The sequence below is a fragment of the Rothia sp. HC945 genome (assembly GCF_051370785.1).
Classification (GTDB): Bacteria; Actinomycetota; Actinomycetes; order Actinomycetales; family Micrococcaceae; genus Rothia.
In genome coordinates, this window is record NZ_JBFCSN010000006.1 from 1 (window position 1) to 25,958 (window position 25,958).

Genomic DNA, 25,958 nt, shown 5'->3' on the forward strand with positions numbered 1-25,958 from the left:
TGTCGACCCTGGACAGGTTCCTGCCGGTGTGGATCATTCTGGCCATGGTCGCTGGTCTTGGGTTAGGCCGGTTAGTTCCCGGTTTGGGTATAGGCCTGTCTGCAGTTGAGGTCCAAGGCGTGTCCTTGCCGATTGCCCTGGGGCTATTGGTAATGATGTACCCGGTGCTGGCCAAGGTCCGGTACGACCGGCTCGGTCACGTCACCTCAGATAAACCCATGCTGGTCTCATCTTTGGTTCTGAATTGGGTAGTGGGACCGGCCGTGATGTTCGCTCTGGCGTGGATTTTTCTTCCGGACCTACCGGCATATCGAACCGGGCTGATCATCGTCGGACTGGCCCGCTGTATTGCCATGGTCATCATCTGGAATGATCTGGCCTGCGGAGACCGAGAGGCGGCGGCCGTACTGGTGGCGACCAATTCCATCTTTCAGGTCATTGCCTTCGCCGGGCTAGGCTGGTTCTATCTCAACGTTCTGCCTGGCTGGCTTGGATTACCGCAAGCTCATCTAGATGTTTCGACTGTCAGCATCGCCGGATCCGTGCTGGTCTTTCTCGGGATACCCCTAGTGGCCGGGTTCCTCTCGCGTGGCATCGGTGAACGCCACTGGGGCCGAAAAGCCTACGAAACCTCGTTCCTACCGAAGATCGGACCTCTGGCCCTCTACGGGTTACTGTTCACCATCGTGGTTCTTTTCGCTCTACAAGGTGATCAGATCACTCACAGACCAGTGGATGTCGCACGTATTGCCATACCCCTGCTCGCATATTTTGCGATCATGTGGGGTGCAGGATACCTCCTAGGAAGGGCCTTGCACTTTTCCTATCAGCGCACCACGACGCTAGCTTTCACCGCCGCGGGCAACAACTTCGAACTGGCGATCGCCGTATCGATCGCGACTTTCGGCGCCTCCAGCGGACAGGCCCTGGCAGGAGTCATTGGGCCGTTGATCGAAGTGCCTGCCCTCATCGGCCTCGTTTATGTATCCCTGGCTTTGCGCCGTCGGTACCCCCATCAGGAGGTGTCTTCATGACCGCCCCTCGCCCCTGTGTGGTATTTATTTGCGTGAAAAACGCTGGCAAATCTCAGATGGCTGCTGCTTTGGCTCGCGTGTATTCCAACGGACGAGTGATCGTCCAGTCAGCCGGAACACAACCTGGCCAGGGACTTAACCGGGCCTCGGAAGCATCTGTGGCCGAGGTGGGAGCCTCGTTCGACGGCGAATATCCCAAAGCTATAGACGCGAAGCTGCTCCGGGAGGCTAATCGGATCATCATTATCGGCACCGAAGCTCATATTGAACCTGTTGAAGGTATGACAGGTTCAATACAGAGATGGGAGACTGTTGAGCCTTCTCGCCAGGGCATTGAAGGCCAGGAGCGCATGCGATTGATTCGTGACGATATCGCCCAGCGAGTTCAAGCACTCCTGGCAGAGCTTGCGATGGACTAAGTCCTACGGACAGGGCTCACTTATCTATCGGTGGGCCCTGTCGACGAAGCGCATCGGTAAAGGTCACACCTCTCTTGAATTGTGCTACATCTAGCGCCCGGAAGTCGGTCGGCCCAGTTGTCACTTCCCCTTATTGCGTCGTTGCTTCGGTGGCTTCAACCGCTCCCAGACTTCCGGGTCCGGTGCGGTCCACTTGGGTGGTCCGATGAAGACGACAGACAGGTGCGGTTTTGGTGCGTTCAGGGTTCTTCCTTTGCTAGTCGAACAGTGCGGTTGCGGCCCGAGTGATCCAGAACAGGAGGAAGTAGATCACCGAAACATAGGCAATCCAGAAGCGGACCTGCCCCATTCGGCCGATCACGGGGATGATGGCCAGTACCGCAGATAACATCCGCGCCAATCTCATGATGAGGCGATGTACACCTGCCCCGACTTTTCTGATCGCACCCCAGACAGCTTGTCCGGGAGGAGTGGGTGAGGGCGGCGCCTTGGTTGGCTGATGATACTCGGTCATGGTGACCACTCCCCTGCTGTTTTTGTGAGGCTCTTCTTGTCCAACCCTTGCTAACCGCCGTTCTGTCCGTGCAAGCTAACCTAAGCTGAACCTAGCTAGACTCAACCTAGCTAATCTAACGTTAGCTGAGTCTGGCTATCTATTTTATGAACGGCACATCTCTGCCGTATCGCTGTTCGAGTCCTTCGTAGAGCACGTCCCGTAGGAGCTTTTGCTTGCTGACACCCGCTGCTTTGGCTGCTTTGTCGATCAGGTTCTTGTGCTCTTCGTTGCCGTAGATCGGCATCAATGACCTTTTCGGCCCCTGTTTCTCTCGGTGTTCAAGGCGTTCTTCGACGCTCATCAAGGCTGCGTCGGCCTCCTGTTCCCATTTCTTAGCTGGTGCTTCTAGGTAGTCTTCGTCTGAGATTGGCTCGGTGCGGGCTTGCTGTGGCTCACGCTTTTTAACCATTGATGTACTCCTCGACTTCGCGGGCGAGATTCTGGATCTCCCCCTTCGCTTTGCTGTCCTTGCCTTCAATAACGCCCAGACCCTCACTCATTGCCGTCTGGTAGGCCTTCCGCAGGTAGATAACTGTCTCGGCCATGTCGTAGTAGTCCCCCAGTGCTGCTTTGGTCTCTGAGATCTCAGCGGCAAACGCGTTGGTCGGCGCCTGGGTCAAAACTGCGCATGCTTTCAGGGCCGGGTTGCGATCTTGTGCGTCCTGGATCAGTTCTCTCATTTTCAGAGCTTCATCAACGTCAGCCTGAGAAGTGCGGACCGGAACCAACAGTGCATCCACGGCAACGGCTGCTGTCCTCGTTTCGCGTGTGTCGGCGCCGGGGGCATCGACAATGACCGCATCGTATGCTTCGCCCAATTCTTCGATGGTTCCGGAGAGGTTGCCACCTTTGCGAATGACTGTCAGGGGAGGCACATCGTGTTCCTCCCGGTCGTTAGCCCACGTGCTTGCGGTGGTGACCGTCGCGTCGATCTCGATCAACAGTGTCTTATAACCGAGTCGTTGATATTCAACGGCGAGGTTTGTCGCCATCGTGGACTTGCCGGGCCCCCCTTTGTTGGAGGAGATGAGCAGTTTCATTTGGTGCTCCTTTACGTAAGCTCGACTAACTCTAGTCTAGATTAGCTAAGCTAGGCCTGTCTAGGCTGACGTTAGGTCAGCTGACGTTAGTTCGGCGACCGCGGGTACCGGTTGCGGCCTGCCCTGCGGTCTCGAAAAGCTCTGGGTGTTGGTGCCGTGCGGTTTGTTCGCTGCCGCAGCGGATGATGGCTGTCTTCCTTCGCACGGCGATACGGGCGGGGGAGTCCTTGGCAGCTGAGGCCCGTTGGCGTCGTTCAGCGTCGGCCTGAGCTTGTTGCCGGTCTTGTTCTGCCTTTCGGGCTGCATCAGCTTGGGCTTTGATTCTCGACGGTGCTGTGACCGGTTGGGAGTCTTTCAGCCAGGCTTTTAGTCGCAGCCGGAGCCAGGCTTGGACAGAACGCATCCCGCCGGATCCGCTGGTCTCGTACCTGCTGCCGTCGGGGCGGGCCTCTAGGGCGTGGAGGATGTCGGCGACCTGCCATCCGGCCTGGAAGAACCGGGTCGTCTCGGCCAAGATCGGTTTCAGGGCGATACGTCGTAGATCGGCGGGGGAGTGATGCTGTAGGCAGCGGGCCAGGTGCTTGAGCTGAGTATTCTCGGGCTTGCTGCCGTGGCCTGCGGTCAGCTGCTGCCGTTTCGCCTCTAAGGAAGCACGGTGCCGAAGCGCGTAGCGGGCGTAGGCGCGAGCACACAGGGTTTGGTAGCTGATTTTTTTGGTCCCGGTCTTAACCCAGGAAGTCTTACTCTCCCTTACGGGAGAGGGGGTGCAATGAACGCTTTCAGAGTCGATGAGATCTGGGTTGCCGAAGAGTTTGTGGTTCGGGTCGGGGATGGTGAAGGTGTAGACCGGAGCGAGATTGGCCGTGGGTTGGCCTTTGGGTGCGTAGCGGGCAGAGCGGCCGGACGCGATGGAGGCCAGCAACCCGAAGAAGCGGAGGCGGAAGACCCAGTAGTCAATGGTTCGACGGCTGAGCCGGAAGTGGTCCATCGCCGCCTGACGGGTGAATGAGACCGTCATGGTCTTGGGGTTGTTTTGGTTGATCAACCACTTCACAAATGCCTTCAGCGGGCGGCGTGTCCGGCGGGGGAGCTTAGAGACGACAGGGTGGCTCTTGAAAGCCCGGAGCCATTTGCCCGCGTTGCGCGCCAAAAGCACGCCTTCGCGATGAGCTGCCTGTGCCCTGGTCAGGGGGGATCTCTCCCAATCTTTACCAGCGTTACGCGGTCGCGAGGTATAGGCAGCCTTCGCCCTGCGGGATCGAGCAAGTGTCTCTGGGCTGCGCTTGGACCGCGTGGCGAAAGAGACGTCACGAGTGGTGGTGCTTGTGGGGGAAGTTGCTACACTAGACATAGCGCACCTCCCTTGGCGGGGGTTGCAACATATAGATCAGCTCCGGTTGATCGGTCGAATCCCGGCGTAGATTGCCGTCCCGCGGGATTCAAAGGCTTCGGTGACCCTCTTCGCAGAGGGTCACCGTCTTTTTAAGTTGTGGTCTCGTCTAGGTTCGTGATCGGCAGCTGGCGGCCTGAGTGCCCCGTGTCTCGCGCGACGAGCTCTGCGAGATACACGGACTTCGTAACACCGAGAGCGAACGCCTTATCCTTCGCGGCCTTCTGGAGTTCGGGGCGCATCTGGAGGTTAAACCCCTTGAACTCTCCTGACTTCTGCCGTACTGGTCGCTTGCTCATGCATTTAACCTACACGAGTTGTACAGCAGTTGCGAGAGGCGAGGTAGCTGTGTCGTACAGGTATACAGCTTTACAGTTATACGGTTGAGACTCCGCCATATGCAGCGGGCCGTCCGGCCCACCACTTCCTCGTCGAGATGAGATGATCGTGAGCATTTCTGCCAGTGTGTTCGATCAGTGGATCGGCGCGCTCAATGGTGAATCAGCGCTTTCGATGCGGCAGATCGGCAAGATGTCCGGGGTCTCGTCCGGGCACCTTTCGGTTTCCCGCACCCGCGGTGTGATGCCCCCTGCCGCTGTTTTCGGTGTCGCCCAAGCCTATGGTCTTGATCCTCTGGAAGAGATCGCTCGATTTCCTGGCTTCGAGATTGCCTGGCCTGCCCCGTCGGAGGAGACCCCGATCCAAGAATTGGATGGTGATCTGTTGCGCCGCGGTGATCAGCTTGTTCGTGTCCAGGATCGGCCTGTCCCCGGCGAGCCCGTTGTCGCGTTCAACGATGGAAAACGTCTGCGGCTGATATACGAGGGTTTCTTCGGTGTCTCGGTAGCCACCCATGAGTTCACTGCCGGAGTACTGTGTGCCGTCCGTCGAGGCACAGACGAGGTTGCCCGAACGCAACCACCGGAGGACCAAGACTGAGAAACTGCTGCCGTAGGGGCGTCGTCACTGTCTTCTAGCGGCGGCGCCCCTACGGTGTTGTTATGTGGATGCTGTCCTCAAAGTTTTCGGGACTGAGACTGTTTGGCCTCATCTTGCAGAGCTGCTGGACGGGCCGTATTGCTCCTGGAGACGCGGTTATTGCTCTTGGCCCATGCCTGAGCGGCCTGGGCGAAATCACGGTTCTTCCGGGCGACATCGGTTGGACGAGTTCCCATTTGCAGCCGGGTCATGTCCTGGTTTCGCTGCCGGTCGAGCTTGTCCTGATTAACCTCTCCGTCCTTACCCGGTCTCGCGATGCGCGTAGCCGGGTTGTCTTCTCTGACCTCGGCGTAGGAGTCATAGGCTTCTTGGGTGGACTGGTGGGCGGTCTCTAGTGTCTGCCCGGTCTCTTGAGCTCGCTGGTGGGCGCTGTTCAAGTCCTCGTCGGCCTCGTCCAGGGCTGTCTTCTGCGCGGAGTAAGTATCGTCCTTCTCGAGCCAGTCCTGGTTGTAGGCAGCGTCGGGATCATCGAAGCCGTACTTGGTCTTGAACTTCTCGCGTTCTTCTTCCAGGTCTTTGGTTCGGGAGCCACGGTTGAAGAAGTTCGCTTCTTCCAGATCCTGTTCGGCACGAGCGACTGGGGCGTAGTCGCGGTTGACCTGACCTTGCAAGTCATCGGCGATGGTATCGAGCTTGTCTTTTTCTTCCTGGACCCGTTGCTGAGCCTGTTCGACGTTCTCTTCGGCGTTTTCGTGTTCGGCTCGTGCGGTTTCTTCTTGCTGCCATGCTGTGATGACCTCGTCCCATTGGGTATCCATGTCCATCAGGGCCTCCTCCCACTTCTTCTGAGCGGCATCGGTTTGGGTGGCGATCTTGGTTTCGGCTTCGGTGGGTGTCTCGGCCGCCGATCGGGTGGCGGTGGCTTCTTCGGCCACGAGGTGGTTCTGGCCTTGACTCTGTCCGGGCCTCTTCGACAGTTCCCCGCGTTTGTGGACCTCGGTCACCTGGGCGGCCAAGTATTGGCCTTCTTCGGAGCGGGCGTACTGCTTCGGAATCGCCTGCTGCTCGGAGTCCGGAATGTTGTACCGGGTCCGGTAGGCGTCAACCTCACCGGCGACGCGGTGCCACTGGGCGGCGTTCCTCTGGTTTGCCGGTATTTCGCCCAGGGCCTCGGCCCAGGCAGGTTTCTCGGCCGCGAGCTGCTTTCCACGCAGCGCGGTGAGATCTCCGACGTCCTGGTGATGTTCCTCCAAGATGGACCGGAGATCCTGGGGTGTGTGCTGCTGGTTCATCCAGAACGTGGGGGCGGTGTGCTCCGAGACGCCGTGCGTCAGTTGTTCACCGGGTGCTTTCTCGTGCTGGTCCGTGGTGGGCAGCAGCGAGTCACGGAGTTCCTTCTCCTGGACCAGTGCATTCTGGATAGTGAAGTTGTGTCCGGAGCGGGGCCTTTCCCCGCGGGCGATTTCCTCAAACTGTTTTTGGGCGGGGGAGGACCACCGGCGGCGGGAGGCTTCCGCATCCATTTCGGCCATCAACCACCGGTACTCGGGCTTGTCGTCATCGCGCATGGTCTCGGCCAGACCAGTGCGCCGCCGATTGAGCTGGTCCGTGGGGACCATCCCGAATTCTCGTTTGTCCCAGTTCGGGTCGTCCAGCTGCTCCCGCTTCGAGTCAGTATCCGTACTGGCCTTGGCGGTTTCGATGAGCCGGTCCAGGTGCTCATCGGTGATGTTCGCCAGCGGCCGCTCGGCGTGGGTATCCCGGATGTTCTCATCCCGGGCTCGTAGGTTCTTGATCCGGTAGTGCAGCACGGCCGCCTCGTCGTCGGCGTCATCGAACCCGCGGGCATCGTGAGCGGTCTTGACCAATGCGGCCGGATCCAGGCCGTGTTCGGTGGCATCGGCCAGCTCATGAGCCAGCGCACCCCAACCGTCGTTGGCCTTGAGCTCGTTCGCCCGCGTCACGCCGAGGGCTTTTCCGGTTACATGCTCCATCGCCTTCTCAGAAGCGTGCACGCTCAAGTTGTTGTAAAGGTCGATCCGCTCGGCAGGGGCCCGGTCCTCAGCTCGAGCACGGAAGGCCAATTCGTGGACGGAAAGATTCGTCTCGTAGGCCTGACTGATGTTCTCGAGCACCTGATCACGGGTCATCTCCGGGCCCGTTTCGACGTAGGCGTGGTTGCCGTATTTTCCTCGCGACAAAGCGACGTAGGCGTCGGACCGTTCGGTGTTCTGGTCCACGACCGCTCGTGCCACATCGACCGTGGCACCCTGGGCGCGGGTGATGGTCGAGGCGTAGCCGAGTTCGACCCATTCGCTGACGTAGCTGGACGGCAAGGTGATTTTGCCGTGGTGGTTCTCGTGCTGGACGGTCAACCGTCCATCGTCGTGGGCATCGAGGACGTTCCACAAGTCGCCGTTCTTGACGAAATCCTTGCCCCTGTTGAGGCCGAGCCGGTGGTTGTTGTTGCGGGTCAGCACCCGGTCGCCGGGATGGATAGTGACGTCGTTGTGGGTGGTGACTGTCTTGGACGGGTCCACGGCACCGGTGCGGATAGCGCGTGCCTGGGCGAGTTCGTTGAGTTCAGCGACGGTGGTGTTGGTCGGGGCCATCATCATGGAGAGCTTCCCGGCCTCGGTATCGCTCACCCAGTCAGCGAAGACCTGCTGGACCATGGTCTCGTGCCCACCGGCCTGGATACGTCCTTGCTCGAGGTACCAGTCGAAGGGCTTGTCTTCGCCTCGAGCCGGAGGCTCGCGTAGGGCCAGGGAAGCGGCTGCTTCTTCCAGGTTGGCCTCGGCCGGGTTGTCGGGGTTGCGGAAGCGGTGGACCTGTTCCAGCCGGGTGCAGCCGGCTTCCCGATCAATCAGGCGTAGCGCACCACCGGCGCCGATCGCGCCGAGCTGCTGGTCATCCCCTATACCACGCACAACAGCCCCGCGCGCCTCGGCCAGGGAGACGAGTTCGGCGAGTTTGGGTGTGGATACCATGCCTACTTCATCGACCAGGAAGACATCACCGGGACGAATCTGTGCGGCCGCGGGGGAGTCTGTGGTCAGGAAGGAATCAATGGTCGCCGCGGTGATTCCGGCATCTTTGGACAGCACGTCGGCAGCAACAGCGGTCGGGGCGAGCCCGTGGACGGTGGCACCCTCGGTGGTCCAGGTGTTGACCATGATCTTTGACGCCGTGGTCTTTCCGGCACCGGCCGGGCCGATACCGAAGGCCACCAGCTTGTCGCTGGTCGCCAATTCGCGCGCGAGGGATTCCTGTCCGGCATCGACGCTGTAGCCCTTCGATGCAGCTTGCTCTTGAGCTTCGCCCAGGGCGGTGTCGAAGCCCTCGTGTGAGGCGGCCGGGATGACCTGACGTGTGGTCGCGGCATCAACCAGGTAGGCCTCGTTGGCGATGATCCCCTCGGAGGTAAACACCTCGCGATTGGCCGAACGGTAGATACTCGTACCGTCGGCACGGAGGAATTCTTTGTCCTGGGGCAGGGGGACGTTCAGTTCAGGTGTCATCGACACGGAGGTGTCGATGACCTGCTCAACGACCTGCTGTTTGAGGTCGGTATCAACGGGGTGACCGCCCATGATGTCGGTGAAATACCGGGTCGCCTCGGCGTTGATGTTCGAGACGCGCCACGTTGAACGCGACTCTTCCAGGCGCGTGATGATGGCGTTGACGTGTTCCTGCTGCGTCATAGCCAGCGACTCAGCAACCTGGACCGAGACGTCATCGGCCCGCTGCGTGGAAGCCTGCTTGAGGTGTTCGTGCAGGTCTTCACCGAGTGGCAAATCAGGGGTGAGACCCTTCGCTTTGGTGGCCCATTGCTGGTTCAGTTCTTCCAGCGAATGCTGGCCCTTCTTCTCCGGACGGGTGGCCAGCGTGGCTTGTTGGGCGAGTTTGTTCCGCTGTGCCGGTGTCGGAGCATGACCGTGCCGTTCAATGAAATCAGCCTCGACCGTCTCCAATGCTTCCTTGATGGAAACAGAGCGTGCGGAGAACTTCGCAACATCGTCACGACTGATCCCGGCAAGCTCCCAAATCTTCTTCCCCCGCTGCTCGGTCGGGGTGAATTCGAGACCCAACTTGGTGTTGATGTGGTGCATGATCCGGGCGTTGTAGAGCTCGCTGGCTGCGACGCCGTGCTGAAAAAGTAGGCGACCGTCGAGGGTTGACCACTTCCCGTCCGCGCCTTTAACCCTGTTGGCGATTACGAGGTGGTCGTGCAGATTCGGGTCCCCGGACCGGGAGTCGTAGTGCCGGAATTTGGTGGCCACTAGTCCCTTGTCGGTGTCGATCTGTTCGCGGCCGTGTTGACCACGCCGAGCGTAGATCGCATGGTCATTCAGGTAATCCACGACGTCGTTGATCGCGGCCTCATGTGCCGACTCGATACCGGTTCGCAGGCTCTCATCACCGAGACCCCAGGCCATCGACACGGACTTGGTGGGGGTGAATACGTGATCGAACCCGGCCACCGACTGCTGACGCGGCTTCGAATGGTTTGCGATGTACGCGGCGATCTCTTCACCGGATCCATCGCGGCCGTGCAACTGGCGGAACTGCTCTCCTGCGACGCGGTTGCGGATCTCTTTGCGCTCCTCAGTATTCGGGGGAGCGTCTTTGGTTTTGAAGTGGCGGCGGTACTGCTCGTCCAGCTCACGAGTGAACTGGTTGTCCGGTTGCGAAGCGTACTCGCCGGGCTTTTTGCCCAGTCGTGTTGCTTCCTGCCAGTCATCATTTCCCTCCGCAACAGCGGATTTGGCAGCGCTGGTTGCTGAGCGTTCTTCGGCTCTCGACATGACGTAGTTGTCGAGGAACGTCTGGTCGTCTCCGCTGGCGATGGCCGCATCGGCGAGATCCAAGTTTCCGTTGGATTCGTGTTTGGAAATCATGCGGTAGAGGGTGGAGCGGTGGATCCCGAGAGCGTTGACGACCTGGGTTTCTCCTCCACCGTTGCGGTATGTCTTCAAGCCTTGCAGAGCTTGTCCAGCGTATTGCTCTCGCTTGGATTCGTATGCCGTCCGGTAGGTCTCCGCGCGGTGTTCTGCGAGCTTTTCCGGGTCCAGGGGTGTATCTCCGGATCCGAACAGTGCATCCATTTGTTCCTCGGTCACGGCTTGCCCGGACAGGCCGAAATGCTCGGTTCCTGAACCAATCCACTGGCCCGGTGGCATACCCGTGACTTGGTAATAATCACCGAGCTCATGGTCGGCTGCACGCAGCTGATCCCCGGAGGCCACCTCGTTGGTGTAGTAGAGGTGCCCGTCCCCGGTGGAGAGCTTGTGCACGGTCATCATGGCCCCAAGACTATCCGAGATTTCGGGGGTATTCGAGGCAATGTCGCACCCTGAGTCACTGAGTGCAAAAGGTGTGACGACAATCTGGAGGAAAAATCGACCGAAGTATGAGGGAGACTTTTGACGATCTGTTGGTGTCCGGGCAGTTCTATGCTGGCCGCGATTTTGCACAAGAGGCCACGATTGTGGGCAGGTGCCGTGCACATGATCGGAGGAGGAACGGGGGAGAGCTTGTGTGCGGGAACTATCCAGCATTCGTGAGCTGTGCACATGAGATCAGCCTGCTCGACTGAGGGACGAAGAAGAATCTGGCAGGCTGATCTCATGTGCACAGCGTGCCGACTGTGTAAAATCGAAACCACCCCGCCGGGGCATGATGAAACCTTTTGCAGCCGTACCCCGGCGGGTCCTTGTTTTTCAGTGGTGAGCGCTAGGGATATGGGAGGTTCCACATGGCTGGGACGAAACGGAAGTCAGCGACGAAGACAGCTGCACGCGAACGAGCCAAAGCCGCCGCGGAAGCCTCCATCAAGAAGGAACGGCGGCTACTGGATAAGGCCGAAGCGTTCTTCTTGGAGACCTTCGACTTTGAGAAGAAACGCCAGGCCCTTAAGGACAAGATCGACAGGCTCCAGGGTGAGCTCGCTTCTCTGGATCCGGTCACCGCACGCGCAGGTCAACTTGTGCTGTCCATGAAAGACGAAGGCCTGACGAACAAAGAAATTGGTGAACGTCTGCAGCTCTCACCGCAAGAGGTGCGTTCGTTCCTGCTGGCCGGTGAACGCAACGCTGATGATGACAAGGGCGACACAGAACGACCGGGTCAGAACAACGACCAGCACACCACGAGCACCAGTGGTTCAGAAGAGGGTGCCTTGACCTCTGGCCAGTCCTAACATCATCGTTTTGATCGCTTGATGGTCATAGCCCTGGTCTCGGATCAGGTCACGTAGTGCCCGGGAGCGGCGGCCCCGATCGGCAGGTGTCTGGTGGCGGAAGAACGCTGCGGCGAACTGGAGATTATGCCGCCCCCGCGAAGCCCGATCGATCATGTTCGACTCCCTCGTCCCGAGATAAACATGCGAACCTCCGCCCGGTTCGACCCGGACACAGATCGGGTTATCACAGACATGGCAAGCCTCACGGTCGGCGATAGCATCCAGGCCACCATGAACCAGCCCGAGCGCGTAGCGGTGAGCGCGAATCATCTTCTGCCGCCCGACCTCCGGGGTGGTCCAGAATCTCCCGTAGCCGTCATCTCCGATGGCCCCGGTCCATATCCAACAATCGGCTGGATCCGGGCCTTTGGCGACCTTCGACCAGAAGCGCTTCTGTTCATCGCTCATGCCTCGACTCTAGCGGCACGTATGAGGGCGTCACAGGAGAGATTCTGGGAGCTATTTCTGAGGTGTGTCGCGTGAGGTGATCTCCGATGAGATCTGGCCCGTGATCGGTCCGCTGTTCCCGCCAGCGAAGACGAGAGGACGCCCGCCGGTCGATCGCCGGATCGTGGGGGAAGCGGTGGCGTGACGGTTCCGGACCGAAGCGCCGTGGCGAGACTCGCCTGAGCGGTTCGGCAACTGGAACACGGTGACCTACAACGGCCGCAACGTCGTTGAACGCTGTTTCGCCCTCGCCATACAATGGCGAGTTTTGGCCACCCGCTACGACAAGTTCGCCATCACCCACCGTGCTGCCGTGGTCATGTCAGCCCGAATCACCTGACATGACGTAGCGGCCGGGCTTGCTTATGGCTCTATCAAAGTGAGCAGCCTGCGGGGAGTATCGACCAGGATTTGGGTGATGTTTCGCTGATCTACGCCGCGTTGTCGGAGGGCTGGCACTGCGATTTCGTGTACCCCGAGCAGGCCGGCCCCGCCCCATTCTTGGAGGTCGAACTTGGTGAAGAGGTCGTGTGAGAGGAGTAGCTGATCGCCAAAACCGTCCTGCACCAGTGCCGCGACTGCGGACATCGTGGTCTCTAACGGCCATTCGCGCTTCCCGATCAGGTCGAACTCGAGAGTCACCCCTCGCTCCAAGAAGCTCGTGGCTGTGCTCCGCAGGATTTGCCAGTTGTCGTCGACGGCGGTTACGTGACCAACGATAACCCTCGTCAAGTCCGGTTGTTCTTCTGCAATGAGATCCAATGCCTGGTGCAGCTCGCCTGGGGCTCGTCGTCCGAAAGTGTCGGTATGCAGCGAGAGGGCCGCACCGGAAACGGCACTAGTTCGGGCCGCAGCGCGAAGTATGCGGGCGTTCGCATTCTCGGACCCGTTGGTGAAGAGCCGGTCAGCTGGCGTCTCACCGACGATCCCTGCCCGAATATCGGTGCCATCCATCCCCACTTGGATGTCGTCGAGCATCCTTCGATGCAGCGTTGCTGCGGAGCATTCGTCGATCTCGGGAGGATGCCACGCCTCGGTGTAGTACGAGGTTCCGACTATGATATTTAGCCCCGTAGCGCGTGCGAGCAAAGCCACCGCTCGCGGGTCCCGGCGTGGCTCGATCGGCGGAAAATCGACGACGGTGCCGCCGCTCGCGGAGGCGAACGCCCGCAGCTCGGGCAGAACATCTTCGGGGGATAGGGAATTAGCGTCCATGGTCCGCAGGGCCGAGGCCGGGGCGCGTAGTGTCTCCAGCGTCTCCGCTGTGACCGGAGCGTGCCACGTCGCCAGCTCGTCGGGCGTCGAAGGCGGCGTGCCGAGCCCGCCTCGACGCCATCGTTCACGGTCATGGAGATCAATCCAGGTGCGGAGTACCAGGTGCTCGTGCATGAGCGTCACGCCGAGGGCTTCGGGCGCGACTGGGCCGAGCACCGTGTTCACCTGCCCGGCGATGGGCTCTGAGAAGGTGGCGGAAGAGTGGGTTGTCATCTATGTTCTCCACGTTGGTAGCGCGCGGTAAGTGCACGTGGGTGTGCGAAACCGAACGAGTTTCCTTTCGAGCAGTTTCGCCCCGTGCTTTTGAGCTGCCTTGGCCCCGTCCGACTCCTACGTCATGAGTCGACTCTCTCATGACGTATTGTCTCGCTGCTCCGTAGCCCAGAGCAGTGTCGCTGCGAGGCAGAGCGCTGCGTGGTGGGCGTGTACATCTCCCACGGCTCCAAGCAGGATATCGGGGGCCAGAGCATTGGATCAGCTTCCCCTCTTATCCAGTCGACACGCGTTTCTCGGCTGAGGGCGTTGCGGGCACTTAAGCCGTCGATGCGCCGGCGATCGCTAAGGTCTAGCGCCTTTGCTCGCGACTCAAAAAGGTACGGGAAACCCATCGCTGTAGTTGCTACCGAGCTTCCTCACCGCAGGGAACATATTGCTCTTTGATCGCTGCCGTTCTCCAGAATCAGACATCAGCAGGTTGCATACACCTGTTTGAGTAGGTTCTGGAGAACGGCGGTTGCCTGTGCTCACCGGGATAAGGGGACAGAACCGCTACGGTCTGCAGACGAAACCTATTAGCCTCGCCGGACGACCCGATCAGTAGGATAAGAGCCCGAGATTCTGACCTAATATTCTGCGGCTACGACTCTATTCTGCAATGGTGACGAGGCTGGCAACTGAGGCAACGAGCATAGATCGTTGACGCTTCAACCGTTCAGGTGACCAGGGATCCTCCGGGGAATGGACCTTGAGCGCCGGAGAGGCATATTGCCATGACGTGACTTGCCCCAATAGCAATGCGAGAACATCGACTGCCACGCCACCGAACCTCTCCGAGAGGGCTTCTATCTTCGGTTCGTACGCAGCGACCTCGTCAGCGGAAGCATCTGGGCGTTCCAACCCAGCCCAGGAAGTCAGCCGCAGAACCTCTGGATGCTCAATTAGGTAGTCGAACAGCGATCCTGCGTACCCAGGGAGATCGTCGACAGTAAACGGGACAGCTTCTGCCATCTCGGACAGTGAAAGTGCCACCACGGTGTCGAACAGTACATCCTTGGGCCCGAAGTGCATGTAGATCGACCGCTTGTTGATATTGCCTGCTTCGGCGATCCGGTCCACACGAGCACCCGCTAGGCCGTGCTCAGCAAACTCGTGCCGAGCGGCATCCAAGATCCTGCGCTTGGTATCGGCGGCGTTAGGAGGCATAAGCCCCATCCTAGCTGTAACCAACTAGTTATTGACAAGGGTCTTCATAGGTGTGACGATGACATGAATAAGTATCCAGATAGTTACCTTTAGGAGTTGTCATGCCGCAGAAAACACTCATAACCGGTGCCAGTAGCGGATTCGGACGTGGAACGGCACTTGAACTCGCCCGCCAGGGCCAAGAGGTCATCGCCGCGGCTGAAACTTGGCCACAAGTACGAAGCCTGCGCGAAGACGCACGCGCTGCTGAGGTTGATCTGACCGTCATCAAACTCAATCTGCGCGACGACATCGATATCTCACACGCCGCGAGTTTCGACGTCGACACACTCGTCCTCAATGCTGGTGTCATGGAAGGCGGAGCTGTCGTCGATATCCCCCTCCAGCGAGTTCGCGAGTCCTTCGATATCAACGTGTTCGGCCATCTCGAGCTGGTACAAGCCATCGCCCCCAAGATGATTCAGCGTCGGCAGGGAAGAATCGTGTGGACTTCTTCAATGGGCGGCATCCTCGTCGTTCCGTTCCTCGGGGCGTACTGCGCCACCAAACACGCTATCGAAGCCCTTGCCGGATCAATGAAGGCCGAACTCGAGCCCTTCGGAATCAAGGTAGCCACTGTGAACCCTGGCGTGTTCAACACCGGGTTCAATGACACCGGCGCTGAAAGCTACGTGCAGTGGTACGACCCCGACACCGCGCAGGTCCCCATGCCAGATTTTGGGCCATCACTGGCTGATCAAGCCGACCCGCAGGAGATGATTGAGGCGATGGTCGAAACGATCGTGTCCGAGGACCCCGACTATCGGACCATGCGCCCGCAGGAAACTATTGCCGCTGCCAAGCAGTGGCAGGAAACCGAGTGGACCCAGAAGGCCTAACCACTAGCGAGCACGAAGGAGCAGCAACTATGTCACAACCTACGATCCCCCTTGAATCAGCCACTCAAGTTGTTAATACAGGGAAACACAAGGCCCAGGAACTCGGGCTGAGCGCAGTATTCGCAGTTCTCGATGCTGGCGCAAATCTCGTCTCTTTTGAGCGCATGGACGGAGCATGGCTTGCTTCCAATGATCTTGCTACAGCGAAAGCACGGACCTCGGTGATGTTCGAGATGCCGAGCGAAACTCTGAACGCGCCCGTGCAGTTAGGTGAGCCCCTCGCCCACTTCGATCACACTAACGGGGGCTTACTCCTCATGGGAGGCGGCGTGCCCATCACCGACGCGGAGGGGACCCTGCTTGGTGCACTCGGTGTCTCTGGCGGGACACCAGAACAGGATGCCGAGATAGCGCGCACGGCTGTGGGTTGATATATGGATTTATGTTGCTCTCGTGGACTCCGCGATAGGTTCACATCCCGCGGGCATAGCCGTCTGCTGAGTACTCGTGCTGGTTGCTCCGGTCACGAATTCCGTGAGTAGCGGCAAATTTCCGGCGGACGATGGCGCCTTCGGTCGATTAAGCACTACCTTATGTGGTTTCACAGCCGAACTCCGCCTACACGGCAGGGTGCTGATGGCGCCATTGGCTTTAGGCGAAGAGTTCTCCGACCTGGTGGGCGCTGGAGTTGGCCAGTCGTTTCCTCGAATGGTCGTAACGACGGGTCGTGCGTGGGTCCGCATGGCCCAATGAGTCCTGCAAGTGATGCAAAGGTACTCCTAGCTCAAGAGCCAGCGTCGCGTGGGTGTGGCGTAGCACGTGGGAGCTGATGGGTTTGGTGATCCCGGCGGTTCGGGCCAGGCGTGCCAGAGTGGTGTGGACATTTGCCCGTGCCCAGGGGCGGCCGGTGCTGGTGGTAAAGATCAGCCGCTCGGGTTCGGTTCCACGGGCGAGTTCGGTGCCGGTGGTCCCAGTCAGTACCCGCAGGGCGGCCACCGTGTGTTCAGGCAAATACACCAGGGCTTTTTTGCCGCCTTTACGGCGGATCACTAGCCGGTCTGCTCCGAGTCCGGAAACCCTGGTAGACAGGGCTTCGCTGACCCGCACTCCGGTGGTCAGCAGGAGATCAACTAGCGCGTAGGCCCGGACCGAGTCGGTCTCGGCGGTTTCCAGTAATCGCATGGCTTCGCGCCGGGACAAGGCGGTGGTGGTCTGGTCCTGGTCGATGGACGGACGGCGAACGAATTCGGCCGGATTTTTTTCGAGGGCATCGACGGTCAGGGCGTATTTATACAGCGCCGAGATGGCTGCGATCCGCCGAGCCAAGGTGGTGTCCGCATCGCCGGCAGCTGTTCGGATCCGAGCGAAGACATCGATATGGGCTCGGGTCACCGTCAGTAGATCCAGACCGGTCTCATCCAGGAAGGTACAAAAAACTATCACGTCCCGCCGGTACGAAGCCTGCGTATTTGCTGAGGCGTAGGAGGCCAGCCAGGCACCCAGCAAGGTGCCGTGGCGGGTTGCGTTCGCTAGGGGCAGGTTTCTGGAGCTGATCGCACTCATCGCTGGCCTCCTCAATAAGGGCGTTCCGAAGACCCCAATTTATAACATAATAGATATTATGTTATAGACCAGAGGTTCGGATACCATCATCACCCGGGAGGCCCGAGTTGAGCCAGGTTGACTCCAGAAGCTAGAGCGGATCGAACAACCCATCGAATGGTTCGACTCTGCTGCTGAGCGAGGAATCCAAGCGGTTGACCTAGCGGTCTACATGTATCGACGTGTCGCCGAACCAGGCCCAAAGGAAAACCCGAGGGCTAAACGAGCAGCTCGAACAATCATGCGAGAGCTGGGGCCACTGTATTCGGCGCGAAAATGGGTGCCTTAAAAAGCTCGGAGGCCCTATCGAGGCCTCCGGCAGACAACGCACCGGGAACCGGTTCGTCATACTTCCATGATACTGACCGTCAGGGAATAATGTCCAGGCGGCCCGAAAGAGGGCCCCGGTCCGGGGGGGGGTCATGACCCTGTTTACGAATGCGCCCATGGAAGATTAGCTTTGGGGCGAGAAAGTACCATCATAACGACTTCCGCTGAGCTACTCAGCTTTGAGCTCATCTTCAACGACCCATTTATGGTTAGTCATGGTCATCCCGTCGCTGGTGTAGGTGACCATATAAACCGTCTGATCCGTGGACGAGGCGATATTGCCTTTCGCACCGGCCATGCCCTTCATGTGATCGGCTTCAATCGTGACTGGAGTCCCGTCGGGCAAGCGTTCTGATCCAGCATCCTGGAGTTCTTGCTGTACGACCCACTTATGGTCTTTGACCATCGACCCGCCGTCAGTGGGCTGGTAGTCCACCGCGTACGTGTTAGTCGCAAAGGCCCCGGTGATCTCTGCTTCAGCGTCTTTCATCCCAGACATGTGATCCGCGGTGAGAATGACATGACTACCCACCGGAAAACGCGGATTTTCCGCTGAGGCAAGACCAGCAGGAGCAGGTCCGCCGTCCATGTCATGCATACCGTCCATATTCCCGCTGGAACTGGCAGAGGCAGAGGGTGAAGCGGAGGAAGAGTCGTCTGTGTTTGCAGAAGAACATGCAGTGGCTGATGCCAGGACGAGGACTGCCAGAGAGCCGACAACGGTGACGGAATGGCGCATGATTGCGTCCTTTCTTATCTGGATGTGCAGGGAACTTCCCTGCTGTATCGGTGAAAGTTCTGGGGTCCGAAGTCTTGTCTAGATCCAGGCTCCGAGAGAGGCGATCAGCCCGCCTAGTAGAAAAGCTGAGATGGCATAAGCCAGCGGTCTGTTATCCATCGGCCCGCCCCCGGTGGCGTGATGGGTGATGGCATGGCCCTTGCCGCGAGCCAGCAAGACCTTGTTGACCGGGAAAGCTGCGGCATAGGCGATGATCAAGGACAACGTCATCGAAGCCCAGAACAACGTGTCGACCAGCCCGGCGTTCATCGCTCCGGGCACAACCCACATGACAAGATTGTCCACAATCTCCATTGTGGCGATAGAGACCGTATCGGCGGCAAGTACCAGCTTGAACGCAGTCCGGGCAGGTACTCGGGCCCGCAGCAATGGCGTTGCCGAGAGCGTGTAGCCGAACACGAATGACAAGACGATCGCCATGATTGTGCTCGCTGTGTTGCCCCACCCGGCGGCAGTGGCCCAAATCAGTCCTGCGAGCTCACCGATGGAACAACCAGTCAGGCAATGAAGGGTAGCACTGGCAGCCATCGAGGACATGTCATGCCCTGAATCATGGTTTCGATGCTCCAAATCGGCGTGCATAATCACACCATACTATACCCTCTGGGGGTATACGAAGGTTGTGGCAACGGTCGCATGCACAGGTCTTTTGGACACTGTCAGTTTCAGAAGCTGGCTGCACAACCCGCGCCACGACTGGTGTCGAAGTGCAGTCGCCTTCTGAAACTGACAGTTGCGTCTCGGGATGTCTTATAAACGGTCAATTATGCACCGCTATGCAATCGAGCCCACCAGCAACGGACCACGAGAACAAGTGTTTATACAACAACTGTTGCATAATAACTCTTGTGGAGTATGGTGTGTGCTATGTCGCAGTCTTCGAATCTTCACCGCACCAGTCAGATGCGGGTACTGGCCCACCCCACCCGCCTTCGACTCTTGGCCCTATTGCGGGAGCTGGGACCACAAACAGCGGCTCATCTGGCCAAACACGTCGACGAAGCCGCGGGCACGCTGAGCTACCACCTCGCCAAACTGGCCGAGGAAGGCTTCATCGAACCCGCCCCCGAAGCAGGTACGGATGCCCGACAGAGATGGTGGAGAGCCAGCAACGAAAAGACAAGTTGGACCAACGCTGAATTCTCAAACGACCCCGAAAAGCTCTCCGCACAAAAGGACATGTATAGGTTAGTTTTCCAGTACTACAGCCAGCAATTCGATACATACCTCGATCAAACCGTCACCCTCACCGACGATTGGGTCAACTCCGGATTCGCTACTGACCGTCATTTCCACCTGACGTCGCAGCAACTCCAAGAACTCAATACAGAAATACAGGCCTTGGAACAACGGTGGCTTGAAATCAGTGCCCTGAACAACGGACACGACGACGCAGCCGCAGTCTTCTTCCTTGCACAGGGCTATCGGCAACCGTGAGACCCCAAGGCCCTTCACCGTCGATTCCGGATCAACCGAACGCCGCTGGGTCTCTCAACATCGCCAGGTGGTTGACCGGGTTTGGTCTGGGGCTGGTTGGGGATCAAGTTTTCTACCTGGCCTTGGCCTGGACTGCGGCTCAAATGACCAGCCCGACGATGGCAGGGTTGATCGTCGGTATTGGAGCAGCCCCTCGGGCTGCGTTCCTTCTATTCGGTGGAGCGGTATCTGATCGTTTCGGCCCTCGACCAGTCGCACTTGTTTCAGATGCGGCACGCTTGTTGACCATGCTCGCCTTCGGGACCCTCGCTATCACCTCAGCAGGAACCGTGCCGGCGCTGATCATCCTCGCACTTGTTTTCGGCTTTATCGATGCCTTCTTTCTTCCCGCTGTCGGAGCGCTTCCGACCCGGATCGTAGCTCAAGAACACCTGGCACGCGCGCAAGCCATCCGCTCGGCAGTGCAACGAATTTCCACCGTGGTAGGACCGCCCTTGGGCGGCTACCTCCTGAGCACCTTCGGCTTCGCTACCGCAATATTGGCCAACGTCGTATTATTCACTGGGTCATGCACAGCTTTATATTTCACTCGAGAACTCCCACAGGAGAATCTCGATGATAATGATCCGGCTGAAGTAGGCCTCGTCCAAGAGGCTTGGCAAGGAATTCGATACGCCTTGAGCGACCCTGGCCTGAGAGCCATGCTCATCCTGATCACTATTGCGGAGTCCGCCTATACCGGACCATTCACGACTGGACTGACGCTGTTAGCACGTGAATCCCACTGGCAAGCCAGCGAGGCCGGGACGATCCTGGCGTTCTTCGGCGGCGGCGCCTGCATTTCAGCACTGGGCTTGACCGTCCTTAAAGCAGGTTCAAGAGCTGGTACATTGTCGTTGGTCTCAATCGTGGCCACGGGCCCCGCCGTTGCAGCCATAGCGCTATCGGCCAGCCATGTGCAGGCTGCCCTGTCTGCATCCGTAGCTGGAATATTTTCCGGGATCAGTGCCACCCTGCTGGTTGCACTGTTCCTGACGCGGGCTGACCCCTCCCGCGCCGGACGAGTCATGGCTGCCTTGAACCTGGCTACCCTGGGCGCTGCGCCTGCCTCGTACTTCTTCTCCGGACTGATTGCCAGCTCTTTCTCACCGGCAGCAGTGTTCATGATAGCCGGGGCGCTGCTCTGTTTCAGCGGCGTCCTGGGGCTCATTTCGCCAACCATGCGGAACCAACGATTCTAGCCATCGCCCCACGCGGAGGAACTGACTGATCCCGAACGGCAACCACGCACTGGGAGGCCGTCAACATCAATATTGCTTCGCTTACGCCAAGCCGGACCAGCTTTCTCCATGAGCGGTGACGACTTGTTCGGTCATCGAGACACGGCCGTAGCCACTCAACATGCACCGAATAACCCACCGTACCCGGGCCTCTATACGGCCGAGCCATACGAGAATTCAGGAACCGCTAAATCTAGCGGCGCCCCAATCCGCCCGAAGGCCTCCTCGGAGCGTCCCAGTGAGGGACGGTAGCGTCGGACCCTTGGTGGTGCCTGGTTCGACCAGTTGCTTCAGGTGCCAGGGATTCGATATGCACGACATCGCAGATGCCCCCGATGCTGTACGCGAGCATAACGATCGTCGGTGTGCTCCATCGTTCGGCCCTTTGATCGCCTCCACAGCCGCGCTACATGCAAACCAGATTGTGCAGTATCTCTCAGAATCCGAGACACCTGTCATCACTGAGCAACAGATCAGAATCAACTTCAGCACAATGGAACTCGAGCACCTTGATCGTAGCTCGACTGGCCGCTGCCTGACATGCAACCAGGGAGGAGTGCTTAGATGACTTCGCAAAACGCCGAGTACTACGACAATCAGGACCTGGCGGACTACTTCGAGCAACAGGAGGACTTCGAGGCCGACAAGCCGTTCTACCTCGAACTCCTGGGAGATGAACCGCAACGCGTCTTAGAGGTCGGATCAGGCACCGGCAGGTTAGCGCGAGTACTCAGTCGGGCAGGACATGCCGTGATAGGGGTGGAGCAGTCCTCCCACATGATCGAGGTAGCCGAGCGATACCTAAACGACGAGGACATAGAACCGGGGCAGCGACCAACTTACCTGCACAGAGACATCCTCTCCGGTTCACCCCCAGGAGAAGATTTCGACTTTGTTCTCGTCCCCGAGTACACCTTCGGCGGATTCCTCGACAGAACATCCCAGGACAAGGCGCTTCGATACTGCCACACCGCTTTGAAGCGCGGCGGCACTTTGGTTCTGCACCTGTACCTGCCCAATCCTGCATACTTCGCGGCGTTGAGACTGGGACATGTGGGCAACGCCGTGCGCGAGGAAGTGGGAACTCTGCATCTCGACGACGCCGGCGAGCAGGTGGCCATCACCAAGACTAACCACTATTCTCGGGTGACCGGTGAAGTCAGTAGCGAAGTCTTCTACGATCTGGTTCAGAGCGACGGCACCGTCCGGCGATCCATCCGCCACGTCGCCAGCCATGCCTTCACACCCTTAGAAATAAGCCTCCTACTGGAAAACTGCGGCTTCCGGGATATCCACATGTACGGAGATTTCGACGGAGGACCTCTAGCTGAGGACAGTCATGAACTAATCGTCACAGCCCGGCGGGGTGTGTAGCTCGTTGAACACCTTTTTTCCGGCCCCTCTTTTCTCCGATGACGCCGTAGCTTATGGACAGTGGCTCAATGGCGGCCGGACCCCGGTCTCGTGGAGTCGAAGCGAAGAAGGGCGCCTGGCTTGTCTGCTGTCCCCCGCGCCGTGGTCATTCTGGATCGGGATCGGTGCTGTTGTGGATGGCTTTTTGCATCCGGTCCTGATCTTCAAGAACCCGGTGCCGGTCATGGACACTCGGCTGTTAGGTGGTGAAACGCCCCAGTCGATCGATGAAGGACTAGGACGCAGACTGGAGCAGCGGTTGCGTGTCCACAACCCAGGTCTGCAAGGCGTTCTGGAACAGTTGCGAACAACACCCGTGGACCGTCTCATCGGCCCTTAACGCGTTGAGCCCATCTGTTTCTTCCAAGATACGGCTAGGTGGCTATGACGGATAAATATTCGTTTTGTGAACGCCCAGTATACGGACCGTCAAACAAGACATCGCATTGTGTGGCAAGAATCTGAAACCCTAGGTGCACGCGCAAATTCCTGCTAGGATTAAATTAATCGTTCGGCCCGCCCCAACCCCGGTTGGGAGCGGGCTGGATCTTTTTAACCTTCCGGAGTTCCATCCATGACCAGGCAGATGAAGGCGACCAAGACAGTTGCCGAACATGTCCACCTCTTGCGATCCCGAGGGATGGAGATTGACGCACCCCTGGCGGAACAGTGGCTCTCCAACGTCAGCTACTACCGACTGTCGGCCTACTGGTATCCAGCCCGGACCTTGGACAGTACAGGGCATCCCGCCGACCGATTCGAACAGGGGACGACGTTCGAAAATGCCACGCTTCTGTATGAAGCAGACCGCAAGCTTCGCACCCTAGTCCATGACGGCATGGAACGAATTGAAATCGCCCTACGAACTCGTCTGGGTGAGCAACTCTGCAAGCAGGATCCCCTCGCTTACACCAACCCATCCAATTTCCGCGAGGATTTCAACCATCCCAAATGGATCGACACAGCCAAGCGACGCATCTCGCGCGCCCTTCCTCACAATGAGGCCATCAAGCATTACAAGCGGGAGTACGGCGATTTTCCCTTTTGGGTCCTTGCCGAAGTCCTCGACTTTGGTGACGCTTCACGCCTCTACGAAGGGCTGCGCGACGAGGATCAACGCGAAATCGCAGATGGACTCGGGTTTAGTATCAACTACGGTGCACTGACGAGGATCCAACGAGCCAAGGCAAGAGAGCAGCATCCGCTCGTGCGGTGGATGCATCAGCTGACCATCATCCGTAATACATGCGCCCATCACGGACGCCTGTGGAACAAATCCTTCACACCTGCAGCTACACCAGCACTTCGAGCGATCCCGGGGCTTGAGCTTCTACCTGAAGGCCAGAGCGAGCGAATCTTTGGAGCCCTTAGTGTGATGGCCTATCTATTACGAGTGGTCTCACCAGGAAGGACTTGGCCCGATAAAGTCACTCAACTTATCGAGACGACATTCCTAACTAATCCCCTGGTAGACCAAGGGAGTCTCGGAATTCCTCCGACCAGATCGCACCATCTGTAAATACGGTCGAATTTGCACGATTCACAACCTAGCTCTCGGAATGACCGTTGAACCGCATGTACATCCCATCGGCATGCATCGAGTTATTGTGACCCTGGCGGCCCGTTGGATCAGTCAAACCTCATACTCACCCTGAGTGCCCGACGATACTGATTGCCTCAGCTGCCGCACCCTCGACCACTCTGTAGTGAACCCAGGTCCCCTTACGTGTAGCTGTAACAAGACCTGCTTCCCTGAGCTTGCGCAGATGGTGAGAGACCGTGGCTTGAGAAACCGCCAGATCCGGCAAGTCACAGACGCAGACCTCAGCGGGTTCTACCCGTCGAATCGCCAGATACAAGCGCAACCGCAACGGATCCGACAGCGCCTTGAAAATTTCCGCAGCCTCTCGAACACGATCCTCCGACGCAATGAGGCTAGAGGACCTGACGGGGACCGAAGGAGCTACTGGAGTGGACATGTCTCTTATTTTGACAAGCATCGAATCAGGAAGCAAAAATCTATTTAGACAAACACCTAAATAGGAGGCGTTGCATGGACCCGTCCACGGAGGATCTTCCGGTCATCGTTCTAGGCGCTGGACCCATCGGCCTAGCCTGCGCAGCTGAACTACGTGGCCGCGATCAGTCCGTCCTGGTACTCGAGCAATCTGATCGTGTTGCCGAAAACGTACATCAATGGGCACACGTGCGCATGTTTTCCCCCTGGGAGGAGCTGGTCTCTGCCGCTGGGGTCAAACAACTAGGGGCGCAGTGGAAGCCACCCAAGGCCTCTGTGTACCCCACAGGCCAGCAGTGGGTCAGTCAGTACCTAGATCCACTGGGCCAGGCATTGTCCGACTGGATCAGGTTTGACCGTCGCGTTGTTGGGGTATCCCGCCTAGACCGGGATTTGTTAGTTGAATCAGGTCGAGCCGAACAACCCTTTGTCATACATGCCCGCCGGTCTAATGGGTGTATCGAACGGATCTTGGCTCGTGCGGTGGTTGATACGACCGGGACGTGGCAACGGCCTAGTCCGCTCGGCTCGGAAGGGTACCCGGTTGCAGGAGAAATCGACCATGCGGACCGAATCGTTCACACGATGCCTGATCCTGCTGACCCGTGCTGGGCTGGACAGAAGGTGGCTGTTCTCGGTTCTGGTGCCTCAGCACTGACATCGTTGGTGGCGTTGACCCGCCAGGGTGAAAATGCTGCATCTTCGGTGGTGTGGGCAGTGCGGCGAGGCTCTGTCGATCAGGCTCTCGGCGGCGGAGAAAATGATGAGCTTCCTGCCCGTGCAGCACTGGGAGATAAGGTTCGCCGCGCGATTTCCGACGGGAGGATTACCGTCGTCACCCAGTTCAGGGTAGCTGCAGTTTACTCTGAGGCTGAGGATACGGTAGCTCTGGTCTCCTCAGATGGAGGCACGGTAGAGGGGTTGGACCGGATCGTATGTACGACCGGGTTCCGCCCAGATCATTCTTTTCTCTCCGAGGTCCGCCTGGATCTAGACCGGCAACTAGAAGCTCCTGCCGGTATCGCTGCGGATATTGACCCGAATTGGCATTCTTGTGGATCGGTGCCGGCGCATGGATACCAGTCCTTGGAGCAACCGGATGCAGGCCTGTTCATCGCCGGGATCAAATCGTATGGTCGAGCTCCGTCATTTTTGGCGATGACTGGTTTTGAACAGGTTCGTTCCATTGCTGCCTACCTGGCCGGGGATCTTCAAGCTGCTCAAAGTGTGCAGCTAGACCTCCCGGAGACCGGGGTATGCGGCGGTTCTGGTGATTTCGACGCCGAACCTGAAGCTTGCTGTAACACTTCTGAGGGGAGGGTCTCACGGTGAGCGTTGATTCAGCGACAGGCAGGCGGCTGTCGACCCTGGACAGGTTCCTGCCGGTGTGGATCATTCTGGCCATGGTCGCTGGTCTTGGGTTAGGCCGGTTAGTT

Annotated in this window: 25 protein-coding genes and 2 pseudogenes; 14 read left to right on the forward strand and 13 right to left on the reverse strand. The window is 58.7% G+C overall.

The genetic code is table 11. The features are described 5' to 3' along the window. Both arsB and AB0Y14_RS12130 read left to right on the forward strand, forming a co-directional pair. A partial coding sequence (arsB, locus tag AB0Y14_RS12125) for an ACR3 family arsenite efflux transporter (protein ID WP_436589519.1) occupies positions 1 to 1,034 on the forward strand: 1,034 nt, incomplete at its 5' end. Next, the gene (locus AB0Y14_RS12130) at positions 1,031 to 1,453 is read left to right on the forward strand and encodes a low molecular weight phosphatase family protein (protein WP_436589520.1); all 423 of its coding nucleotides are present in this window, start codon (positions 1,031 to 1,033) and stop codon (positions 1,451 to 1,453) included. The genes arsB and AB0Y14_RS12130, both read left to right, overlap by 4 nt. 256 nt (positions 1,454 to 1,709) lie before the next feature. Here the strand turns inward: AB0Y14_RS12130 and AB0Y14_RS12135 are convergent, their stop codons facing one another. From AB0Y14_RS12135 to AB0Y14_RS12155, 5 genes are all read right to left on the reverse strand, one after another. Next, positions 1,710 to 1,844: a hypothetical protein gene (locus AB0Y14_RS12135; RefSeq protein WP_436589521.1), complete on the reverse strand. Its 135-nt coding sequence runs from the start codon at positions 1,842 to 1,844 to the stop codon at positions 1,710 to 1,712. 262 nt (positions 1,845 to 2,106) lie between these two features. Continuing rightward, complete coding sequence (locus AB0Y14_RS12140; RefSeq protein WP_436589522.1) at positions 2,107 to 2,418, reverse strand: hypothetical protein; 312 nt, start codon at positions 2,416 to 2,418, stop codon at positions 2,107 to 2,109. Beyond that, entirely contained in the window at positions 2,411 to 3,049 is a 639-nt protein-coding gene (locus AB0Y14_RS12145; protein WP_436589523.1) for an AAA family ATPase, read from the reverse strand. The genes AB0Y14_RS12140 and AB0Y14_RS12145 overlap by 8 nt, the downstream gene beginning before the upstream one ends. A gap of 76 nt (positions 3,050 to 3,125) precedes the next feature. Next, positions 3,126 to 4,103: a hypothetical protein gene (locus AB0Y14_RS12150; protein WP_436589524.1), complete on the reverse strand. Its 978-nt coding sequence runs from the start codon at positions 4,101 to 4,103 to the stop codon at positions 3,126 to 3,128. Between the two features lie 428 nt (positions 4,104 to 4,531). Continuing rightward, positions 4,532 to 4,738, reverse strand: a complete 207-nt coding sequence (locus AB0Y14_RS12155) for a hypothetical protein (RefSeq protein WP_436589525.1) — start codon at positions 4,736 to 4,738, stop codon at positions 4,532 to 4,534. 148 nt (positions 4,739 to 4,886) lie between these two features. On the opposite strand from AB0Y14_RS12155, the gene AB0Y14_RS12160 reads away from it, so the two are divergent. Beyond that, positions 4,887 to 5,378, forward strand: a complete 492-nt coding sequence (locus AB0Y14_RS12160; protein ID WP_436589526.1) for a hypothetical protein — start codon at positions 4,887 to 4,889, stop codon at positions 5,376 to 5,378. A 77-nt stretch (positions 5,379 to 5,455) separates the two neighbouring features. Here the strand turns inward: AB0Y14_RS12160 and mobF are convergent, their stop codons facing one another. Next, positions 5,456 to 10,684 carry a MobF family relaxase gene (mobF, locus tag AB0Y14_RS12165; protein WP_436589527.1) on the reverse strand — a complete coding sequence of 1,743 codons (5,229 nt, stop codon included), beginning with the start codon at positions 10,682 to 10,684 and terminating at the stop codon, positions 5,456 to 5,458. Between the two features lie 452 nt (positions 10,685 to 11,136). Here mobF and AB0Y14_RS12170 point away from each other — a divergent pair, with 452 nt between their 5' ends. Further along, positions 11,137 to 11,580 carry a hypothetical protein gene (locus AB0Y14_RS12170; protein WP_129316083.1) on the forward strand — a complete coding sequence of 148 codons (444 nt, stop codon included), beginning with the start codon at positions 11,137 to 11,139 and terminating at the stop codon, positions 11,578 to 11,580. Here the strand turns inward: AB0Y14_RS12170 and AB0Y14_RS12175 are convergent. Beyond that, positions 11,545 to 12,030 carry a hypothetical protein gene (locus AB0Y14_RS12175; protein ID WP_129316082.1) on the reverse strand — a complete coding sequence of 162 codons (486 nt, stop codon included), beginning with the start codon at positions 12,028 to 12,030 and terminating at the stop codon, positions 11,545 to 11,547. The genes AB0Y14_RS12170 and AB0Y14_RS12175 overlap by 36 nt on opposite strands. Before the next feature lie 250 nt (positions 12,031 to 12,280). On the opposite strand from AB0Y14_RS12175, the pseudogene AB0Y14_RS12180 reads away from it, so the two are divergent. Next, a pseudogene (locus AB0Y14_RS12180) lies at positions 12,281 to 12,409 on the forward strand (IS5/IS1182 family transposase); the annotation flags it as partial. A gap of 23 nt (positions 12,410 to 12,432) precedes the next feature. On the opposite strand, the gene AB0Y14_RS12185 reads toward AB0Y14_RS12180, so the two are convergent. After that, positions 12,433 to 13,557, reverse strand: a complete 1,125-nt coding sequence (locus AB0Y14_RS12185; protein ID WP_129316080.1) for a phosphotriesterase family protein — start codon at positions 13,555 to 13,557, stop codon at positions 12,433 to 12,435. Between the two features lie 651 nt (positions 13,558 to 14,208). Next, the gene (locus AB0Y14_RS12190; RefSeq protein ID WP_436589528.1) at positions 14,209 to 14,766 is read right to left on the reverse strand and encodes a TetR family transcriptional regulator; all 558 of its coding nucleotides are present in this window, start codon (positions 14,764 to 14,766) and stop codon (positions 14,209 to 14,211) included. Between the two features lie 101 nt (positions 14,767 to 14,867). On the opposite strand from AB0Y14_RS12190, the gene AB0Y14_RS12195 reads away from it, so the two are divergent. Next, positions 14,868 to 15,644 carry an SDR family oxidoreductase gene (locus AB0Y14_RS12195; protein ID WP_436589530.1) on the forward strand — a complete coding sequence of 259 codons (777 nt, stop codon included), beginning with the start codon at positions 14,868 to 14,870 and terminating at the stop codon, positions 15,642 to 15,644. Positions 15,645 to 15,673: 29 nt separating this feature from the next. After that, positions 15,674 to 16,075 carry a GlcG/HbpS family heme-binding protein gene (locus tag AB0Y14_RS12200; protein WP_436589531.1) on the forward strand — a complete coding sequence of 134 codons (402 nt, stop codon included), beginning with the start codon at positions 15,674 to 15,676 and terminating at the stop codon, positions 16,073 to 16,075. A 220-nt stretch (positions 16,076 to 16,295) separates the two neighbouring features. On the opposite strand, the gene AB0Y14_RS12205 is transcribed toward AB0Y14_RS12200, so the two are convergent. The 3 genes from AB0Y14_RS12205 to AB0Y14_RS12215 all read right to left on the reverse strand — a co-directional run bounded on the left by AB0Y14_RS12205 (position 16,296) and on the right by AB0Y14_RS12215 (position 18,957). Beyond that, a complete protein-coding gene (locus AB0Y14_RS12205) occupies positions 16,296 to 17,207 on the reverse strand; it encodes a tyrosine-type recombinase/integrase (protein ID WP_436589532.1) in 912 nt (303 codons plus the stop codon). Positions 17,208 to 17,745: 538 nt separating this feature from the next. Then, positions 17,746 to 18,315 (reverse strand): YdhK family protein, encoded by a 570-nt coding sequence (locus AB0Y14_RS12210; RefSeq protein ID WP_156265582.1) that lies wholly within the window; start codon positions 18,313 to 18,315, stop codon positions 17,746 to 17,748. Between the two features lie 78 nt (positions 18,316 to 18,393). Continuing rightward, a complete protein-coding gene (locus AB0Y14_RS12215; RefSeq protein WP_238692430.1) occupies positions 18,394 to 18,957 on the reverse strand; it encodes a DUF4396 domain-containing protein in 564 nt (187 codons plus the stop codon). A 285-nt stretch (positions 18,958 to 19,242) separates the two neighbouring features. Here AB0Y14_RS12215 and AB0Y14_RS12220 point away from each other — a divergent pair, with 285 nt between their 5' ends. The 5 genes from AB0Y14_RS12220 (at position 19,243) to AB0Y14_RS12240 (ending at position 24,024) form a co-directional block, all read left to right on the forward strand. Beyond that, positions 19,243 to 19,812: a helix-turn-helix domain-containing protein gene (locus AB0Y14_RS12220; protein WP_436589533.1), complete on the forward strand. Its 570-nt coding sequence runs from the start codon at positions 19,243 to 19,245 to the stop codon at positions 19,810 to 19,812. Then, positions 19,809 to 21,053, forward strand: coding sequence for an MFS transporter (locus tag AB0Y14_RS12225; RefSeq protein ID WP_436589534.1), 1,245 nt, complete (start codon positions 19,809 to 19,811; stop codon positions 21,051 to 21,053). Before AB0Y14_RS12220 ends, AB0Y14_RS12225 begins: the two co-directional genes overlap by 4 nt. Positions 21,054 to 21,656: 603 nt before the next feature. Then, complete coding sequence (locus AB0Y14_RS12230; protein WP_436589535.1) at positions 21,657 to 22,466, forward strand: class I SAM-dependent methyltransferase; 810 nt, start codon at positions 21,657 to 21,659, stop codon at positions 22,464 to 22,466. 4 nt (positions 22,467 to 22,470) lie between these two features. Then, on the forward strand, positions 22,471 to 22,845 hold the full coding sequence (locus tag AB0Y14_RS12235; protein WP_436589536.1) for a hypothetical protein: 375 nt from the start codon (positions 22,471 to 22,473) through the stop codon (positions 22,843 to 22,845). A 234-nt stretch (positions 22,846 to 23,079) separates the two neighbouring features. Then, positions 23,080 to 24,024: an Abi family protein gene (locus tag AB0Y14_RS12240; RefSeq protein ID WP_436589537.1), complete on the forward strand. Its 945-nt coding sequence runs from the start codon at positions 23,080 to 23,082 to the stop codon at positions 24,022 to 24,024. Between the two features lie 127 nt (positions 24,025 to 24,151). On the opposite strand, the gene AB0Y14_RS12245 is transcribed toward AB0Y14_RS12240, so the two are convergent. Further along, positions 24,152 to 24,505: an ArsR/SmtB family transcription factor gene (locus tag AB0Y14_RS12245; RefSeq protein WP_178946359.1), complete on the reverse strand. Its 354-nt coding sequence runs from the start codon at positions 24,503 to 24,505 to the stop codon at positions 24,152 to 24,154. A gap of 53 nt (positions 24,506 to 24,558) precedes the next feature. Here AB0Y14_RS12245 and AB0Y14_RS12250 point away from each other — a divergent pair, with 53 nt between their 5' ends. Both AB0Y14_RS12250 and AB0Y14_RS12255 read left to right on the forward strand, forming a co-directional pair. After that, positions 24,559 to 25,854, forward strand: coding sequence for an NAD(P)-binding domain-containing protein (locus tag AB0Y14_RS12250; protein WP_436589538.1), 1,296 nt, complete (start codon positions 24,559 to 24,561; stop codon positions 25,852 to 25,854). Further along, positions 25,851 to 25,958: pseudogene (locus AB0Y14_RS12255) on the forward strand (ACR3 family arsenite efflux transporter); the annotation flags it as partial. The gene AB0Y14_RS12250 and the pseudogene AB0Y14_RS12255, both read left to right, overlap by 4 nt.

What these genes read in the sequence shown, in the direction of transcription:
- AB0Y14_RS12130 (WP_436589520.1), top strand. Translation starts at nt 1,031, where the DNA reads ATGACCGCCCCTCGCCCCTGTGTGGTATTTATTTGCGTGAAAAACGCT.
- AB0Y14_RS12140 (WP_436589522.1), bottom strand. Translation starts at nt 2,418, where the DNA reads ATGGTTAAAAAGCGTGAGCCACAGCAAGCCCGCACCGAGCCAATCTCA.
- AB0Y14_RS12205 (WP_436589532.1), bottom strand. Translation starts at nt 17,207, where the DNA reads ATGAGTGCGATCAGCTCCAGAAACCTGCCCCTAGCGAACGCAACCCGC.
- AB0Y14_RS12210 (WP_156265582.1), bottom strand. Translation starts at nt 18,315, where the DNA reads ATGCGCCATTCCGTCACCGTTGTCGGCTCTCTGGCAGTCCTCGTCCTG.
- AB0Y14_RS12220 (WP_436589533.1), top strand. Translation starts at nt 19,243, where the DNA reads ATGTCGCAGTCTTCGAATCTTCACCGCACCAGTCAGATGCGGGTACTG.
- AB0Y14_RS12190 (WP_436589528.1), bottom strand. Translation starts at nt 14,766, where the DNA reads ATGCCTCCTAACGCCGCCGATACCAAGCGCAGGATCTTGGATGCCGCT.
- AB0Y14_RS12185 (WP_129316080.1), bottom strand. Translation starts at nt 13,557, where the DNA reads ATGACAACCCACTCTTCCGCCACCTTCTCAGAGCCCATCGCCGGGCAG.
- AB0Y14_RS12175 (WP_129316082.1), bottom strand. Translation starts at nt 12,030, where the DNA reads ATGAGCGATGAACAGAAGCGCTTCTGGTCGAAGGTCGCCAAAGGCCCG.
- AB0Y14_RS12250 (WP_436589538.1), top strand. Translation starts at nt 24,559, where the DNA reads ATGGACCCGTCCACGGAGGATCTTCCGGTCATCGTTCTAGGCGCTGGA.
- AB0Y14_RS12240 (WP_436589537.1), top strand. Translation starts at nt 23,080, where the DNA reads ATGACCAGGCAGATGAAGGCGACCAAGACAGTTGCCGAACATGTCCAC.
- AB0Y14_RS12245 (WP_178946359.1), bottom strand. Translation starts at nt 24,505, where the DNA reads ATGCTTGTCAAAATAAGAGACATGTCCACTCCAGTAGCTCCTTCGGTC.
- AB0Y14_RS12230 (WP_436589535.1), top strand. Translation starts at nt 21,657, where the DNA reads ATGACTTCGCAAAACGCCGAGTACTACGACAATCAGGACCTGGCGGAC.
- AB0Y14_RS12195 (WP_436589530.1), top strand. Translation starts at nt 14,868, where the DNA reads ATGCCGCAGAAAACACTCATAACCGGTGCCAGTAGCGGATTCGGACGT.
- AB0Y14_RS12170 (WP_129316083.1), top strand. Translation starts at nt 11,137, where the DNA reads ATGGCTGGGACGAAACGGAAGTCAGCGACGAAGACAGCTGCACGCGAA.
- mobF (WP_436589527.1), bottom strand. Translation starts at nt 10,684, where the DNA reads ATGATGACCGTGCACAAGCTCTCCACCGGGGACGGGCACCTCTACTAC.
- AB0Y14_RS12155 (WP_436589525.1), bottom strand. Translation starts at nt 4,738, where the DNA reads ATGAGCAAGCGACCAGTACGGCAGAAGTCAGGAGAGTTCAAGGGGTTT.
- AB0Y14_RS12145 (WP_436589523.1), bottom strand. Translation starts at nt 3,049, where the DNA reads ATGAAACTGCTCATCTCCTCCAACAAAGGGGGGCCCGGCAAGTCCACG.
- AB0Y14_RS12200 (WP_436589531.1), top strand. Translation starts at nt 15,674, where the DNA reads ATGTCACAACCTACGATCCCCCTTGAATCAGCCACTCAAGTTGTTAAT.
- AB0Y14_RS12215 (WP_238692430.1), bottom strand. Translation starts at nt 18,957, where the DNA reads ATGCACGCCGATTTGGAGCATCGAAACCATGATTCAGGGCATGACATG.
- AB0Y14_RS12135 (WP_436589521.1), bottom strand. Translation starts at nt 1,844, where the DNA reads ATGTTATCTGCGGTACTGGCCATCATCCCCGTGATCGGCCGAATGGGG.